Below are 15,230 nucleotides of genomic sequence, written 5' to 3' on the forward strand. Positions count from 1 at the left end.
AGGGCTGACAGCGTCGGATTTACCGGTCGGTCAGCTTGATCTCGATGCGCCGGTTTTTCTGCAGGGCTTCCGGTGAGGTGCCCTCGGCGACCGGGAAATACTGGCCAAAGCCGGCCGCGACCATGCGGCGGTCAGGCACACCTTGCTCGGCCAGGTAACGCACCACGGCGACGGCCCGGGCGGTGGACAGCTCCCAGTTGGATGGGAACTGGGGTGTGTTGATGGGAACGATGTCGGTGTGACCATCAATGCGCAGGATCCAGTCGAGGTCATCCGGGATGGATTCGGCCACGTCCAGCAGCACGGCAGCCAGCTTGTCCAGCTCCTGCTGCCCCTCAGGCCCCAGCTTGGCCGAACCGGAAGCGAACAGCAGTTCGGACGGCAGCAGGAAGCGGTCGCCCACCACCCGGATGTTCTCGTTCGCCGCCAGAATATCCCGCAGGCGACCGAAGAACTCGGACTGGTACTGTTCCAGCTGATTGACCCGCTCGGCCAGCAGGGTATTCAGACGCTGGCTCACGTCCTCCAGTTCGCTTTCCCGCTCCGCGGTCTCTTCTTCCTGCAGCTTCAGGGCCGCGGTGATTTTCTGCAGCTGCCTCTGTAGCGAAATGATCTGGTTGGACAGATTGAGGATCAGGGCTTCCTGGCTGGCGGTGAGTTCGTCCTTGTCGGACAGGGATTCATCGAGTCTGGCCAGCCGCTCGGCCTGAGCCTCGCTCTCGGCGGTCTGCTGCATCAGCAGGTTTCGGGTGGCGTTCAAGCGATCCTGCAGTTGCGTGTTCCTGTCCTGGCTGGCGCTGAGCTGATCTTCCAGCACCCCGGCCCGGTTTCGTTCCAGCCCGAGCAGGGACGAAATCTCGTCCAGCCGCTCGTTCAGGCGGGCCAGTTCGGTGTTGCGTTCGGTCAGTGTCTGGGACAGGTACAGCTGGCTGACCACATAGATCAGCAGCATGAAGATGATCAGCATCAGCAGTGCCGACAGCGCATCCACGTAGCCCGGCCAGGCGTTGATGGTGCTTCTGGCGCGACGTTTGGAGCCGATCATGAGCGCGGGCTTTCTTCATCCACGATGTCGACGAGGTTGGTAACGCCGGTGAGCCATTCCTCGAGGCCATCGTAGAACCGGTTCTGGGCGTGGCCCGCCTGGATGTCGAGGAACCCCAGAATCAGCGAACCGCCCAGGCCCAGCAGTGAGGAACTGAAGGCGGTGCCCATGCCCTGCAGTGGGGTTTGTAGTCCGGCCTGCAGCTCACCGAACACCTTGCCGAAGTCCTCTTCGCTCATGTTGAGGTTGGTGATGACATCGCCCACCGAATTGATCGTTCCCAGCAGGCCCCAGAAGGTGCCCAGCAGGCCCAGGAAGATCAGCAGGCTGATGAAATAACGGGTGATTTCCCGCTGCTCGTCCATGCGGGAATGAATGCCATCGAGCACCGTCCGCAGGGAGAGGGTGGACAGCTTGAAGCGGTCCCGTTTGGACTCTTCCCCCAGTTGCCGGGCCAGGGGCTTCAGCAAACGGGGTTCCTGAAGTACCGACAGCCCCGAGTGTCCGGTCCGAAACTGGGAAATCCAGCGAAGTTCGGGGAAAAGAATCATAACTTGCCGGTACGTCATGGCTATGCCCACGATGAGCACGCAAAGAATCAGCAGGTTAAACACCCAGTTGGCCATGAAGGCGGCGATCAGGGGTTTGTGAATCAGCGCCCCAACCAGCACAACCACGGCCAGAAACAGCGTCATCCAGAAGAGAGTATGCTTGGGATTGCTCATGGCAATGGACCGGATTTCGCGGGATTTGAGATAGTCTCAAAAAACGTAGCACAGGATGTGCGATGCTGTTGCCATTATTGCCAGCTATTAATCGGGGGAGAGAGGGATATGTCGTCAGAACAGCCGTTTCGTTTTCGTTTCAGAGTCCGTTATGGCGAGTGCGACGCACAGGGGGTCGTGTTCAACGCACGCTATGCCGATTACGTGGACATTGCCATCAACGAGTACATCCGAACCCTGTTCGGTGACTACCAGCGGCTGCTGGATCAGGACCTGGATATTCAGGTGGTCAGCCTGACCGTCAACTGGAAGGCACCGGCGCAGTTTGATGATGTGTTGGAAGCCAGAATTCGCGCTGGTCGTATTGGCAACACATCCTTCACCTTGCATCTGGAGTTCTACCGCTATGGCGACGACAAATTCATCGCCGACGCGGACATCACGGACGTGATGATTCGATCGTCGAAGATGGAGAAAACCCCCATCCCCGACAACATCCGTGCCCGGCTGGAGGCCGGAGCGCCCGGCGTGCTGATCAGCCACGCCGGGGAGCATATTGTGGCCAGTGGTCAGGCGTCCTGAAGGGCCTGCACCACGGCTTTGGCGGTGCCTTCTGAGGACGGTGGGTTCTGGCCGGTGATCAGCTTGCCGTCCACCACAATGTGGGGCGTGAAATCATCACCCCGTGAGTAGTTGCCCATTTTCTCCTGCAGCATGTCCTCCAGCAGGAAGGGCACCACGTTGGTGAGTCCCACGGCTTCCTCTTCGCTGTTGGCAAAGCCGGTAACGTTGCGGCCGCCCACGATGTTCTGACCCGGCTTCACTTCCACGTCCCGGAATACGGCCGGCGCGTGACAGACAGCACCAATGACCTTGTCCTGCTCGTAGGCTTTCTTGATCAGCGCTACCGAGTGGGCATCGTTGGTCAGATCCCAGAGCGGGCCATGGCCGCCAGGATAGAAAATGGCGTCGTAGTCGTTCATGTCCACGTCGCTCAGTTTGCGGGTGCTGGCCAGAGCTTCCCTGGCGTGCGCATCCTCCTGAAAGCGGCGGGTGGAATCGGTCTGGGCGTCGTCCGCCTCGCTGTTCGGGTCTACCGGTGGCTGACCGCCTTTGGGCGAGGCCAGGGTAATCTTCGCTCCGGCGTCCCGGAATACGTAGTAGGGTGAGGTGAACTCTTCGAGCCAGAAACCGGTTTTGTGCCCGGTATCGCCCATCTGATCGTGTGAGGTCAGAACCATCAGGATGTTCATCTGCAATCCCTCCTTCATCGTTTGAGGGTGAGTGTGCTTGCTTCGCGACTGTTACAGAACTTGGTCTGAAGCGGGAAAATTCAACCGTCTGTTACGTAATTGAGGGAAAGTTCGATTTGTCGGTTAGGCGAAAAGGTATAGTGTAATCGCTTGTGTTATTGCTGGACTTTCTATGACTCCCGATCAGAACGACCTCTGGTTCCTGCCCCTGGGAGGAACCGGCGAAATTGGCATGAACCTGAACCTCTATGGCCACGATGGCCAGTGGCTGATGGTCGATTGCGGCGTGACCTTCCCGAAACCCGGGCGGGTGTCAGCTGATGGCACGGTCCACCATCGGGGCGAGCCACCGGTGCAGATGGCCGATCCCGCGTTCATCGCCGACCGGCGTGATCAGCTGGCGGGGCTGGTGATTACTCATGCTCACGAAGATCACGTGGGCGCGGTGCCCTACCTGTGGCCCCTGCTCCAGTGCCCGATCTACACCAGCCGGTTCACGGCGGAAATCCTGCGGCGCAAGCTGGCCGAGTTCGAACTGTTGCACCGGGTGCCCATCATCGAGGTAGACACCGGCGATACCCGACAGATCGGGCCGTTCAGCGTGCAGTGGCTGGCGCTGACCCATTCCATTCCGGACCCGAATGCCCTGGTGATCCGCACCCCCATCGGCCGGATCTTCCACAGCGGCGACTGGAAGCTGGATGCTCAGCCCCTGGTCGGCCATGGCTATAAGAAACAGACCTTTACCGAACTGGCGGACGAAGGCATGGACGCCATGGTGTGCGACTCCACCAACGCGACCGTGGCGGGCCATTCCATTTCGGAAGCGGCCCTGCATGAGGGCTTACTCGACGCGGTGCGCTGCTCCGAAGGAAGGGTGGTGGTGACCTGCTTCGGTAGCAACATTGCCCGCCTGCATACGCTGGGGCTCATTGCCCGGGAAACCGGGCGCTACATGGGGCTGCTGGGGCGTTCACTGATCAACATGAGTGGGGCGGCCAAGGCGGCGGGCGTGTGGGACAGCAGCGATCGCCTTATCAACCCGTCACACCTGGGCTACCTGCCCCGGGATGAGGTGCTGGTGGTAGCCACCGGCAGTCAGGGTGAACCCCGCACTGCATTGCGGCGGCTGGCGGCCGGCACTCATCCGGATCTGGAGCTGGAATCCGGCGATACGGTGATTTTCAGCGCCCGGGCCATTCCCGGCAATGAGGAAGCCATTGACGGATTAATCACCCGGCTCAAGGAGATGGGCGTTCGGGTGGTCACCGCCGAGGACTCGCCGGTGCCGATCCATGCCTCTGGGCATCCGGCGCAGGAAGAATTGCAGGCCATGTATCAGTGGGTGCGCCCAAAGATCGCCATCCCGGTGCACGGTGAGGCCGAACATATGGACGTGCATGCCCGTATTGCCAAAGATTGCGGTGTGTCGAAGACCCTGGTGGGCCGAAACGGGGACCTGTTCATGATTCGCCCGGTACCGGGTATGCGCCGGCAGATCGCCGAAACCGGTCGTCTGGGCTGGCAAAAACAGGAACTGGTTCGGGTAGAGTAACGGAATGTGCGGGGGATAGTCGTTCGCTTGCTATCTGGTTAGACTGTCGCTTCTTTATAACCCAAATCCGAACCCGAATGCTGTAACTGGAGTTTCACCTATATGGCCATCTGGACACGCACCCCGAATCTGGAACACCTGGCGGCTGCCAGCAAAAACACCGCTGTGGATCATCTGGGTATCGAATACCTGGAGATTGGCGACGATTTCGTGCGTGGACGCATGCCGGTGGACGAGCGAACCGTTCAGCCGTTCGGCATCCTGCATGGTGGCGCTTCGGTATTGCTGGCGGAAACCCTGGGGAGCATGGCGGCGAACTGTTGCCTGAAGGATCCGGAAACGGTGGCGGTTGGGCTGGATATCAATGCCAACCATTTGCGTCCGATCAGCAAGGGATGGGTATATGGAACTGCCCGCCCCATTCACATCGGCAGCGCAACCCAGGTGTGGGAAATCAAACTGGAAAATGAAGAGGGTAAGCCGACCTGCATTTCCCGCCTGACCATGGCGGTGACCCGCCGGCCGAAGGTGTAACGGCGGTTTTGATTTGGGCGTTCAGAGGGCTGGTTTGGAGAAAATCAGCCCCTGGTCGACGAATTCACGAAGTACCACACCGTAGGTGCCGTCGGGCACTTCCTTGGCGATGACGTAGGGTTTGCCATTGTCGTCCGTGTTACCCAGCATCAGGTCGACCGTATGGAAATTGGGCAAGGGAGTTTTGTCGGCCTCGCGCACGAGCAAAACCTTGGGCTTGAGTTTGTGCCGTCTCTGATTTTCCACCACTATGCCCACCTCTCCATTCATCATTTCCACAATGGAGCCGGGTGGGTAAACGCCAATCAGCTGGATAAAGGCTAAAGCGAGTTCTTCATCAAACTGGGAGCCCCGATACTTGTGGATGATCTCCAGGGCCTGCATGGAGGCGCGTCCTTTATCGTAGACTCGGCTGCTTGTGATAGCGTCGTAGCAGTCTACCAGACCGACGATCTTGGCAAAGAACGGGATTTGCTGCGCGTTCAAGCCTCTGGGGTAGCCCTTTCCGTCCATTCGTTCATGATGGTTAAAGGCGACATCCACGGCCATATCCAATGAGCGGCTGGTACTCATCAGAATATTGCGACCGTGAGTGGTGTGCTCTCGCATGACCTCAAACTCGGCCGGCGTCAGGGCGCCGGGCTTGTTGAGGATTTTATTGGGAATTCGGGTCTTGCCCACATCGTGCAGCATGCCACACAGTGACAGGTTGCGGATTTCTCCCTCCAGCAGACCCAGGTGCTTGCCAAAGGCCGCGCAAAGAATGGCCACGTTCAGGCAGTGTTCGGCCGTGTACTCGTCCTGATTCTTGATTTTGGTAAGCAGCAGCAGGGCGCTTTCGTTACGCAGGACGCTATCAACACAGCTGTCAACCACCGCTCTCGCGTTGTTCAGGTCGAGGGTGCGGCCCATTCGCAGGCCAGACATGATGGACTTGGCGGTTTCCTGGGCGTCCTTAAACTTGACCGTGGCCGTTCTCAGTTCCGTGGCGGTGTCGACCTTGTTGATGTAGTTCACCCGGCGACGAGGCGGTTCTGACCGTGGCTTTTTGTCGTTCGCGGGCGCAGAGCGCCCACGGAACAGGCCTTTGCGAGGAGCTGGTGGTGGTTGCTGAGGTTTCCCGGGATAAGCTCTTTGGGTGTGCTCTACTCGCCCTTCAATAAAGACGTAGTCGCACTGCAGGCGAAGTGCTTCGAGTTCGGATTCATCGCGGATGACAAAGCCCTGCATCAGGAAGTCGGTTTCTTCCCAGGGGCGGTCCAATCGCACCACGTTCATGCCGAGCGACAGTTCGGACACGTGAACGCGTTTTTCGACGGTTTCCTGATGGGCGGTATGCATCGTTTCCGTATGCCAGCTTATTCCTTTGACCTTGTTATTTTGGACCTAAACTGCGCAATTCGAATCACCCGGATTGTAAACTTTAGTTAAATCACGATGGAGCGGGCATTGGCACATCTCGGCGAGGCCGGGCGCGTTATTAAGAGGTGTATAGCATGCAGGATAGGGCCATCCGGCTTTGGTGGCTGGCGCTGGCGGCAGCGCTGATTCCACTGATCACCATTCACCTGACGTATCTGGTCTCCGTGGTCGAGGGGCATGTGGCATTGTGCGTGCCCTACTGGGACAGCTGTACCAGCATCAGCCGGACCGGGCGTCATGGCACCGCCTATTTCATTTTCAAGGGCACCATGCTGCCAGCGGCCATGCTGGGCCTGCTGTACTGGATATTGAATGGATTTTGGCTCAAGCATCTGGGGGTAGGGCCCCGGGCGCGGGTCTGGGTGCCGCTGCTGGGGGTAACGTCGTGTCTGGCCCTGGGCGCCTATACCGTGGCCCTTGGCCACGAAGGCGATGGATTCAATCTGATGCGACGCATTGGTGTGGTGGTGTACCTCTCTTTCACCTTCCTGTGTGAATTGTTGATCAGTGGTGCGTTATGCCAGCACCCCCGGTGGCAGCGTCAGGGCCGGCGCATGTTGTGGCTGAGCGAGCTGGTGCTGCTGGTGGGCATTGCATCGGTCATTCTCAATGCCGTCAGTCCCGATCTGTATCACCGAACCGACAATGCGTTTGAATGGGTGTTTGCGCTGCTGATTAACTTGCATGCGCTCTGGATTGCCTGGCTCTGGCGCCAATCGGGATTCCGGGGGCGGCTGTGGACCAGGTGATGGCTACAGGGATATCAGCCCGCGCACCAGAGCCGCCGTCCCGGCAACGGCCGCAATCGCCAGAATCAGTGGTCGCAGGCCTTCAAACGGCAATCGATTGACCAGCAGACCGGACAGCCAGAAACCGGCCAGAACGCCCGGGAAGGTCAGTGCCAGCAGGGTAAACTCCCGGCTGCCCAGGTAGCCGGCAAACAGCAGCGCCCCCAGGCTTAGAAAACTGGCGACCAGAAAAAACGCGGACATGTTGGCGCGCACCAGTGGGCCCCGTTCGTTCTGGTAGATCAGCGCGATGGGGGGGCCACCCACGGCTGTGATGGTGCCCATATAGGTTGACGCGGCGCCGGCCAGCACACTGTTGCGGGCGTTCAGTGCCGGGCGCAAGCCACCGATGCTGAGGGCCACGCCGATCAGAATGAGCACCCCGAAGATCAGCTCGAAACCTTTGGGCGTCAGCACCAGCAGTGTGGCCCACGCCAACAGGGTGCCGGCCACGCCACCACCGATGGTGTACCGCACTTCCCGCACCTGTATGGCGGCCCGATTGCGAATCAGCATCAGCACGGTCAGGATCACGGCGTTGAGAATCAGCGGGCCGGGCAGGAACAGGGGGCTGATCAGAAACAGCAAAGGCGCCGACAAGGTGCCGATACCGTAACCCGCCACGCCCTGCAGGCAGGCACCGGCCAGGATGGCCAGGTTGGCAAGGATAATCTGCAGAAGGCTGATGTCGTCCAACATGGTCTACCGGGTTAATCGTTGCGAGGTCAGGGCACAGGCCAGTGGGTATTGAAGTTGCTAGACTGTGGGCCGCAATCAGATCACATGCAGACGGAAAAACCAATGAGCGATTCAGCCAGTACCACTCCGGACAGGTGCCCCTGTGGTTCCGGTTTGCCTTATGAAGCCTGCTGCCAGCCGGCCCACGCCGGGCAGGCCCCGGACACCCCCGAAGCGCTGATGCGTTCCCGCTACAGCGCCTTTGTTCTCGGGCTTGTCGATTACCTGCTGGCCTCCTGGCACGCCAGCACCCGGCCGGGTTCTCTGAACCTGGACGATTCGCCCCGATGGGCCTCGCTGCAGGTGCTGGATCAACAGCAACGCGGTGACCGGGGGCAGGTACATTTCAGGGCGATGTATCAGGCAGGTTCTGGCTGGGGATTTCTGGAAGAGCGCTCGGACTTCGTGCGGGAAGGCGGCCGCTGGTTTTATGTCTCCGGTGATACCGAGGAAGGCGTTCTGAAACCGGGCCGGAACGATCCCTGCCCCTGTGGCAGCGGGAGAAAGTACAAAGCCTGCTGCCTGAGGTAGAGACAGCAGGCCTACCAAGAGGTGCCAAAGCCCGTCCCGGCCCGGCAGGCTGGTCTATACTGACGCCCGACGGTCGCTGAGCAGGCAATGGAGGGTGCCATGGCAAAACGAATTGTGATCTGCGCAGACGGGACCTGGAACCGGCCCGAAGAAGATCTTCAGAAGGATTTCCCTACCAACGTCCTGCGCATGGCGCGGGCGATTCGTCCGGTGGCCAGTGACGGCACCGATCAGCAGGTGTTCTACGACTGGGGGATTGGCTCTTACTACCAGACGGTGGTTGGCGGAGTAACCGGCCAGGGTATCCACAAAAACATCATGGATGCGTACCGCTACATCGTGCAGAACTACGAGGCCGGGGCTGAGCTCTATTTCTTCGGTTTCAGTCGCGGCGCCTATACCGTGAGGTCCCTGTGTGGGCTGATCAACAACTGCGGCATACTCAAGCGCCCCAATGCCCCGTTGATTCAGGAAGCCTTCGAGCATTACAAGCGGACCAGCAAGCCTTTTGCACCGGAAGGCGAGAAATCAGTGCAGTTCCGGAAAAAACACTGCCACCCGTCCCGGAAAATCACCTTCGTGGGTGTCTGGGATACCGTCGGTGCGCTGGGTGTGCCGTTTTCTCTGCTGGGACTGTTTGAACGCACCGATGAGTTCTACGACACCAAGCTGGGGCCCAATGTTGCTTTCGCCCGCCATGCCCTGGCCATCGATGAACGCCGGGAGGATTTCGAGCCTACACTCTGGCAGCCACGGGCCGGTCTGGATCTGAAGCAGGTCTGGTTTGCCGGTTCCCACAGTGACATCGGGGGCGGATACGAACCGGACGATAAAGGCCTGTTCAGTTCCGACATTGCACTGGCCTGGATGATTGACGAAGCGGCGGCAGTGGGCCTGGATATCGAGCCCCACCTGCCCAAGGGCGCCAGGCCCGATGCCCGGGCCAAACTGCATAACTCCCGCCGACACATATTCCGGTTCAAGAAGCCGTTGATCCGTGACCTTGACCCCGAGGGCATCGACACCAGCATCCACCCCTCAGTGCATGAACGCTGGAAGAAGGATCCGGAGTACCGGCCACCCAACCTGAAACCTCAGGACTGATCGGGTGATTGCCGCACAGCACACTGATATTTGCGCTCATACCGGCGATCGGCCCAGTTCTCGTAGACCCGGGTAGCGATGGCAAACACGCCGGGCCAGAGCAGTGGCTTGAACAGCACGCCAAACCGGGTGTGGGACCAGGCCCGAACGTTGGCCCGAAGGCCAACCACCCAGTGGCCGTCGCTGGTTCTCAGGTGCAACCGGCGCAGCAGCAATTCACGGCTCGGGATTCCGGCGGCCACTTTGTCGGATTTGTGAATGTCGACGAAGCTCAATCCGCCGGTCTGAAGCTTGCGCAGGGTGTGTATTTCTCGCCGGCACAAGGGGCAGCGCCCGTCGTAAAACAGTGTGTCGCCCTGATTCGTCATAGGACCTCCCAACCAGCCAGACTCCTGAACCTGTGAAGTTCTGAAGTAGGTACGCCGTTGCGCCGTAAACCAGATGAGTCGTCGTGGAGCGGGGGCTTTCCGTGGGCGTTCGTTGCAAGCTACTATTCGGGCACATGGAATAAAAAAGATCGTAAAAACAACTCCGAAGGATGCCCAACATGATCAAACGTCTGACTTACGGGTTGGTGGCTTTGCTGTTGCTTGCTGCCGGGCCGCTCAGCCATGCCCAGGAAACCCACACCTTACGTCTGGCCCAGACCTGGGGGCCCAACACGCCTATTCTGGCGGAAACGGTGCAGCACATGGCCGATATGGCGGAAACGATGTCTGATGGCCGCCTGCAGATCCGCATCGATCCGGCCAACAAGCATAAAGCCCCGTTTGGCATTTTCGACCTGGTGCGCAACGGGCAGTACGACATGGGGCACACCGCCTCCTATTACTACAAGGGAAGCATTCCCAACGCCATGTTCTTTACCACCGTGCCCTTTGGCATGATCGCGCCGGAGCAATATGCCTGGTTCTATCATGGCGAGGGCATGGAACTGATGCGCAAGGTGTACGAGCCTTTTGGCCTGCTGTCGTTTCCCGGTGGTAACACCGGCAACCAGATGGGCGGTTGGTTTCGCAAGGAGATCAATGCCGTAGAGGATCTGGACGGCCTGAAGATGCGGATTCCGGGCTTCGCCGGTGAAGTCATGGCAGAACTGGGCGTGGCGGTAACGAACATCCCGCCGGGCGAACTGTATACCTCGCTGGAGCGCGGAACCATCGATGCGGTGGAATGGGTCGGGCCTGCGTTGGACTTCAATATGGGCTTCCACCAGATTGCGAACTACTATTACTCCGGATGGCAGGAGCCTGGTGCCGAGGTTCAGTTCCTGATCAGTCAGAAGAGCTGGGAGAAGCTGCCGCCCGATCTGCAGGAGATTCTGCGCGTCGCCATGCGCACTGCGGCCTACGATATGTACATCCAAAGCACGCACGCAAGTGGTGAAGCCTGGAGCCGGATGAAGGACGATTACCCGGATGTGACACACCGGACGTTCCCGGCGGAGGTGATCGAAGCCCTGCGAGCAGCCACCAATAAGCGCCTGAAAGAGGTGGCCGAAGGTGACCCGCTGGCGCAGGAAATCATCTCATCCCAGCGCAACTATCTGAAGCAGGTTCGGCAGTGGACCAATATTTCTGATAAGGCCTATCTGGACAGCGTCGCCGGCGAATAAATTCCATTCATTCACCCGGCGCGTCTGCGCCGGGTTTCGGAATATCCTGACATCCCCTTATCACTGGCAAGCTTCTGTTGTCAGAGGCTTTCTGGAAGAATGGCGCCTTTTTTCAAGGGGGTGTGCCAATGAAGAAGACATTGCTCTCGTTGAGCGGCCTGTCAAAGCATTTCGGTGATCGAACCGTACTGGATTCCCTCGATCTCGATATCCTGGACGGTGAGTTCATTACCTTGCTGGGCCCCTCCGGTTGCGGCAAGACCACCCTGCTTCGGCTAATGGCCGGCTTCGAGCACCCTGACAGCGGCACAATAACCCTTGAAGGCACGGATCTGACCCATGTCGTGCCGGAATACCGCCCCTTGAATACCGTGTTCCAGCACTATGCGCTGTTTCCCCATATGTCGGTTTTCGACAACGTGGCCTATGGCCTGAAAATGGAAAAGCGCCCGAAGGATGAAATCCGCCAGCGGGTCAAAGACGTCCTCGACATGGTGCAGTTGGGGGAATTCGTTAACCGTAAACCCCACCAGCTATCCGGTGGCCAGCAGCAGCGGGTGGCCATTGCCCGGGCCGTGGTCAAGCGCCCCCGACTGTTGTTGCTGGATGAGCCGCTGTCGGCGCTGGATTACAAACTTCGACGCACCATGCAGGGGGAACTCAAACGTCTGCAGCGGGAGCTGGGCATTACCTTTGTGTTTGTCACCCACGACCAGGAGGAAGCCCTGTCCATGTCCGACCGGGTGGTGGTCATGAAAGACGGCCTCGTCCAGCAGCTGGGTACACCTCGGGAAGTCTACGAACGGCCAGCAAATCTGTTTACTGCCAGGTTTGTCGGCGAGACCAATTTCTTGCCCGGCGTTGTCGAGAGCCAGGAAGACAACACCATTGTGGTAGACGTGCACGGGCTGAAGCGCCGGCTCCGTCGTCCGGAATTTACCATCCGGGATGGTCAGCAACTGCATGTCCTTCTGCGCCCCGAAGATATCCGCGTGCTGGAGCCTGATGACGAAGGTGGACTGGTGGGCAAAGTGGTTGAGCGGAACTACAAGGGCAGCACGCTGGATTCAGTGATTCACCTGGTGGATGGTACGGAGGTCCTGGCCAGTGAATTCTTTGACGAGGACGACCCCAACTTCGACTATCGTCTGGGCGAGCCGGTGAAGGTCAGTTGGGTGGATGGCTGGGAGTGGTTGTTGCCGGAAGAGGAAGGGGAAACTTCAGGATCGGTGGAAGAGGCGTTGCAAGCCGATGCATAGTATCCGCCAACAACCCTTTAAATACGCAGTCCTGGCTCTGGTCTGGGGCTGGTTGCTGTTTCTGGTTCTGGCACCCAACCTGATGGTGGTGGGTGCCAGCCTCATGACCCGAGACCCGTCGTCGTTCATTTCTCTGCCGCTCAACCTGGACGCCTACCGGCAGTTGATGGACCCCCTGTACCTCGAAGTTTTCCTTCACTCCCTGTACATGGCCGCGATTACGACCCTGATCTGCCTTCTGATCGGCTATCCCTTTGCCTGGGCGCTGTCCAAGGTGGGCAAGCAACGGCAGGTTTTGCTTATTTTCCTGCTGATTGTGCCGTTCTGGACCAACTCTCTGGTCCGGACCTACGCGCTCAAACTGATTCTGGCCACCAATGGCCTGTTGAATAACGGCCTGATGTCTCTTGGACTGATCGAAGAGCCGCTCAAGCTGCTCTACACCGAAGGTGCCGTCATCATTGGGCTGGTTTACCTGTTGCTGCCGTTCATGATCCTGCCGCTGTACTCGGTGTTTGATGACCTGCGGGAAGAACTTTTGCTGGCATCCCACGATCTGGGGGGCGGTCGTTGGCCAACCTTTATCCACGTCATTGTCCCGTTGACGCTACCGGGGGTCATCGCGGGTGTCATGCTGGTTCTGCTGCCTGCCATGGGTCTGTTCTTCGTGCCGGATATCCTCGGTGGTTCCCGCAATCTGCTGGTGGGCAATGTGATCAAGAATCAGTTTCTGGATGCCCGAAACTGGCCCTTCGGGGCGGCGGCCAGCATTGTGCTGACACTGGCCATGGCGGTGTTGCTGCTGGCGCACCGGGTCAGTAAGCGGCGTCTCGGGGAGGAAGGCGCATGATCCGCTGGTTGCCCCGTGCCTACCTGACGCTGGTTTATGTGCTGTTGTACGTGCCCATCCTGGTTCTGGTGGTGTTTTCATTCAACGAGTCCCGCACGGGCTATGCCTGGGGTGGGTTCAGCCTGCGCTGGTACGAGGCCCTGTTCAATAACCCGGCTATGGTTCAGGCCATGTGGAACTCGTTGTGGCTGGCCCTGTCTGCAGCCACGGTATCTACCCTGATCGGCGCGCTGACTGCTCTGGCGCTGCATCGGTACCGATTCCGGGGCAAGAAAGTACTCAATGGCATGCTCTTTGTGGTGATGATGTCGCCGGAAATTGTGCTGGCCATATCACTGCTTGCCCTGTTCCTGCTGGTAGGGCTGCAGTTGGGGTATGTGTCGCTGTTGCTGGCGCACGTCACCTTCTGTCTGCCGTTTGTGGTGATTACCGTTATGGCACGACTGAGCGGCTTTGATGAGAGCTTGCCGGAGGCAGCCCGGGATCTGGGGGCGACGGACTTCGTTATGACTCGCACGGTGCTGATTCCGGCCATCATGCCGGCCCTGCTGGCGGGCTGGCTGCTGGGATTCACACTGTCCCTGGATGACGTGGTGGTCAGCACCTTTGTGAGCGGCCCCAGTTATGAAATCTTGCCCTTGCGCATTTACTCGATGGTGCGCGTCGGCCTGAAACCAGAGGTAAATGCTCTGGGTACCCTGTTGCTGGTGTTTTCACTGGTAATGCTGATGTTGTCTCAATGGATCCTGATAAGGAGTAAACGATGAAAAAATTCGCACTGGCTGGTCTGCTGGCCGTCGTGCTGACCGGCTGTAGTTCCGAGGAGGCTCAGGTTCTCAACCTGTATAACTGGTCGGAATACATGCCACAGGAAGTGCTGGATCGTTTCCAGGAAGAGACGGGTATCCAGGTGGTTTACACCACCTACGACAGCAACGAAGCCATGTACGCCCGGCTCAAACTGCTGGACGACAGCGCGGCCTATGACCTGGCTGTGCCTTCTACCTATTATGTCAGCAAGATGCGGCAGGAAGACCTGCTGATGCCGATTGATCGAAGCAAGATCGAGGGTTTTGATAACCTGGACCAGGACCTGGTCAACCTGGATGTGGATCCGGACAACGAGTACAGCATTCCTTTCCTCTGGGGCACCACCGGCCTGGGTGTGGACACCGCCGATGTGGATGGTGAGCCGGTCAAGGCCTGGGAAGATCTGTGGGATGAGCGCTTCGAGGGCCGGGTGAACCTGACCAACGATATGCGGGAAGTGTTCCACGTCGGCCTGCGGGTCTTGGGCTACTCCGGCAACAGCACCAACCCGGAAGAGATCGAAGCCGCCTACGAGAAACTGAAAGCGTTGATGCCGTCGGTCCGTACCTTTAACTCCGATGCGCCCCGAATGCCCTTCCTGGAGGGCGAAGCCGACGTTGGCATGATCTGGAACGGTGAGGCCGTAATGGGACAGGAAACCCTGCCGTCCCTGGAATACGTCTATCCGGAAGAAGGCATCATCGCCTGGCTCGACAGCTTCGTGATCCCGAAGAATGCAAAGAACCCGGAAGCGGCGCACAAGTTCATCAGTTTTGTACTGCGACCGGAAATCTCGGCCCTGATCAGCGAGGACATCGGTTACGCTTCGCCGAACCTGGCGGCCCGGGAACTTCTGCCACCCGAGATCGCCAGCAACCGGGCCAGCTATCCGACGCCGGATGATATGGCCAACGCAGAATTCCAGACGGATATTGGCGATGAAGCCCTGCAAGTTTATGCAAAATACTGGGAGATGTTGAAATCTGGCCGGTAATCGGCGC

At 59.0% G+C, this 15,230-nt stretch carries 17 protein-coding genes; 11 read left to right on the plus strand and 6 right to left on the minus strand.

Features of this window, described 5'->3' with window-relative positions; translation table 11 throughout:
- Nucleotides 1-19: 19 nt before the first annotated feature.
- Both K8I84_RS13425 and K8I84_RS13430 read right to left on the minus strand, forming a co-directional pair.
- Nucleotides 20-1,045, minus strand: a complete 1,026-nt coding sequence (locus K8I84_RS13425; RefSeq protein WP_223795287.1) for a peptidoglycan -binding protein — start codon at nucleotides 1,043-1,045, stop codon at nucleotides 20-22.
- Nucleotides 1,042-1,770, minus strand: coding sequence for a MotA/TolQ/ExbB proton channel family protein (locus K8I84_RS13430; protein ID WP_223795288.1), 729 nt, complete (start codon nucleotides 1,768-1,770; stop codon nucleotides 1,042-1,044). The genes K8I84_RS13425 and K8I84_RS13430 overlap by 4 nt, the downstream gene beginning before the upstream one ends.
- A 108-nt stretch (nucleotides 1,771-1,878) precedes the next feature.
- On the opposite strand from K8I84_RS13430, the gene K8I84_RS13435 reads away from it, so the two are divergent.
- Nucleotides 1,879-2,352, plus strand: a complete 474-nt coding sequence (locus tag K8I84_RS13435) for an acyl-CoA thioesterase (protein WP_223795289.1) — start codon at nucleotides 1,879-1,881, stop codon at nucleotides 2,350-2,352.
- Here K8I84_RS13435 and K8I84_RS13440 read toward each other — a convergent pair.
- Nucleotides 2,340-3,023, minus strand: coding sequence for a type 1 glutamine amidotransferase domain-containing protein (locus K8I84_RS13440; protein WP_223795290.1), 684 nt, complete (start codon nucleotides 3,021-3,023; stop codon nucleotides 2,340-2,342). The two genes, K8I84_RS13435 and K8I84_RS13440, sit on opposite strands and share 13 nt — an antisense overlap.
- Nucleotides 3,024-3,195: 172 nt before the next feature.
- Between K8I84_RS13440 and K8I84_RS13445 the strand changes: the two genes are divergently transcribed.
- Both K8I84_RS13445 and K8I84_RS13450 read left to right on the plus strand, forming a co-directional pair.
- Nucleotides 3,196-4,578: a ribonuclease J gene (locus K8I84_RS13445; RefSeq protein WP_223795291.1), complete on the plus strand. Its 1,383-nt coding sequence runs from the start codon at nucleotides 3,196-3,198 to the stop codon at nucleotides 4,576-4,578.
- Nucleotides 4,579-4,680: 102 nt separating this feature from the next.
- On the plus strand, nucleotides 4,681-5,112 hold the full coding sequence (locus tag K8I84_RS13450) for a hotdog fold thioesterase (protein WP_223795292.1): 432 nt from the start codon (nucleotides 4,681-4,683) through the stop codon (nucleotides 5,110-5,112).
- A gap of 21 nt (nucleotides 5,113-5,133) precedes the next feature.
- Here K8I84_RS13450 and K8I84_RS13455 read toward each other — a convergent pair whose 3' ends face one another.
- Nucleotides 5,134-6,453, minus strand: a complete 1,320-nt coding sequence (locus K8I84_RS13455; protein ID WP_223795293.1) for an HD-GYP domain-containing protein — start codon at nucleotides 6,451-6,453, stop codon at nucleotides 5,134-5,136.
- A 155-nt stretch (nucleotides 6,454-6,608) separates the two neighbouring features.
- Here K8I84_RS13455 and K8I84_RS13460 point away from each other — a divergent pair, with 155 nt between their 5' ends.
- Entirely contained in the window at nucleotides 6,609-7,283 is a 675-nt protein-coding gene (locus tag K8I84_RS13460; RefSeq protein WP_223795294.1) for a hypothetical protein, read from the plus strand.
- A gap of 3 nt (nucleotides 7,284-7,286) precedes the next feature.
- Here the strand turns inward: K8I84_RS13460 and K8I84_RS13465 are convergent, their stop codons facing one another.
- Nucleotides 7,287-8,021, minus strand: a complete 735-nt coding sequence (locus K8I84_RS13465) for a sulfite exporter TauE/SafE family protein (protein WP_223795295.1) — start codon at nucleotides 8,019-8,021, stop codon at nucleotides 7,287-7,289.
- 102 nt (nucleotides 8,022-8,123) lie between these two features.
- Between K8I84_RS13465 and K8I84_RS13470 the strand changes: the two genes are divergently transcribed.
- Together K8I84_RS13470 and K8I84_RS13475 are read left to right on the plus strand one after the other, a co-directional pair.
- Nucleotides 8,124-8,591, plus strand: a complete 468-nt coding sequence (locus K8I84_RS13470; RefSeq protein ID WP_223795296.1) for a YchJ family protein — start codon at nucleotides 8,124-8,126, stop codon at nucleotides 8,589-8,591.
- A gap of 99 nt (nucleotides 8,592-8,690) precedes the next feature.
- Nucleotides 8,691-9,695 (plus strand): DUF2235 domain-containing protein, encoded by a 1,005-nt coding sequence (locus K8I84_RS13475; RefSeq protein ID WP_223795297.1) that lies wholly within the window; start codon nucleotides 8,691-8,693, stop codon nucleotides 9,693-9,695.
- Here the strand turns inward: K8I84_RS13475 and K8I84_RS13480 are convergent.
- Nucleotides 9,686-10,063, minus strand: a complete 378-nt coding sequence (locus K8I84_RS13480; protein WP_223795298.1) for a thiol-disulfide oxidoreductase DCC family protein — start codon at nucleotides 10,061-10,063, stop codon at nucleotides 9,686-9,688. The genes K8I84_RS13475 and K8I84_RS13480 overlap by 10 nt on opposite strands.
- 179 nt (nucleotides 10,064-10,242) lie before the next feature.
- Between K8I84_RS13480 and K8I84_RS13485 the strand changes: the two genes are divergently transcribed.
- The 5 genes from K8I84_RS13485 (at nucleotide 10,243) to K8I84_RS13505 (ending at nucleotide 15,223) form a co-directional block, all read left to right on the plus strand.
- Complete coding sequence (locus K8I84_RS13485; protein ID WP_223795299.1) at nucleotides 10,243-11,310, plus strand: TRAP transporter substrate-binding protein; 1,068 nt, start codon at nucleotides 10,243-10,245, stop codon at nucleotides 11,308-11,310.
- Nucleotides 11,311-11,438: 128 nt separating this feature from the next.
- Complete coding sequence (gene potA, locus K8I84_RS13490) at nucleotides 11,439-12,569, plus strand: spermidine/putrescine ABC transporter ATP-binding protein PotA (protein ID WP_223795300.1); 1,131 nt, start codon at nucleotides 11,439-11,441, stop codon at nucleotides 12,567-12,569.
- Nucleotides 12,562-13,419, plus strand: a complete 858-nt coding sequence (potB, locus tag K8I84_RS13495) for a spermidine/putrescine ABC transporter permease PotB (protein ID WP_223795301.1) — start codon at nucleotides 12,562-12,564, stop codon at nucleotides 13,417-13,419. Before potA ends, potB begins: the two co-directional genes overlap by 8 nt.
- Nucleotides 13,416-14,186: a spermidine/putrescine ABC transporter permease PotC gene (potC, locus tag K8I84_RS13500; protein ID WP_223795302.1), complete on the plus strand. Its 771-nt coding sequence runs from the start codon at nucleotides 13,416-13,418 to the stop codon at nucleotides 14,184-14,186. Before potB ends, potC begins: the two co-directional genes overlap by 4 nt.
- Nucleotides 14,183-15,223 (plus strand): extracellular solute-binding protein, encoded by a 1,041-nt coding sequence (locus K8I84_RS13505; RefSeq protein ID WP_223795303.1) that lies wholly within the window; start codon nucleotides 14,183-14,185, stop codon nucleotides 15,221-15,223. Before potC ends, K8I84_RS13505 begins: the two co-directional genes overlap by 4 nt.
- Nucleotides 15,224-15,230: the final 7 nt, after the last annotated feature.

This window comes from Marinobacter sp. F4216 (genome assembly GCF_019931195.1).
GTDB classification, from domain to species: Bacteria; Pseudomonadota; Gammaproteobacteria; order Pseudomonadales; family Oleiphilaceae; genus Marinobacter; species Marinobacter suaedae.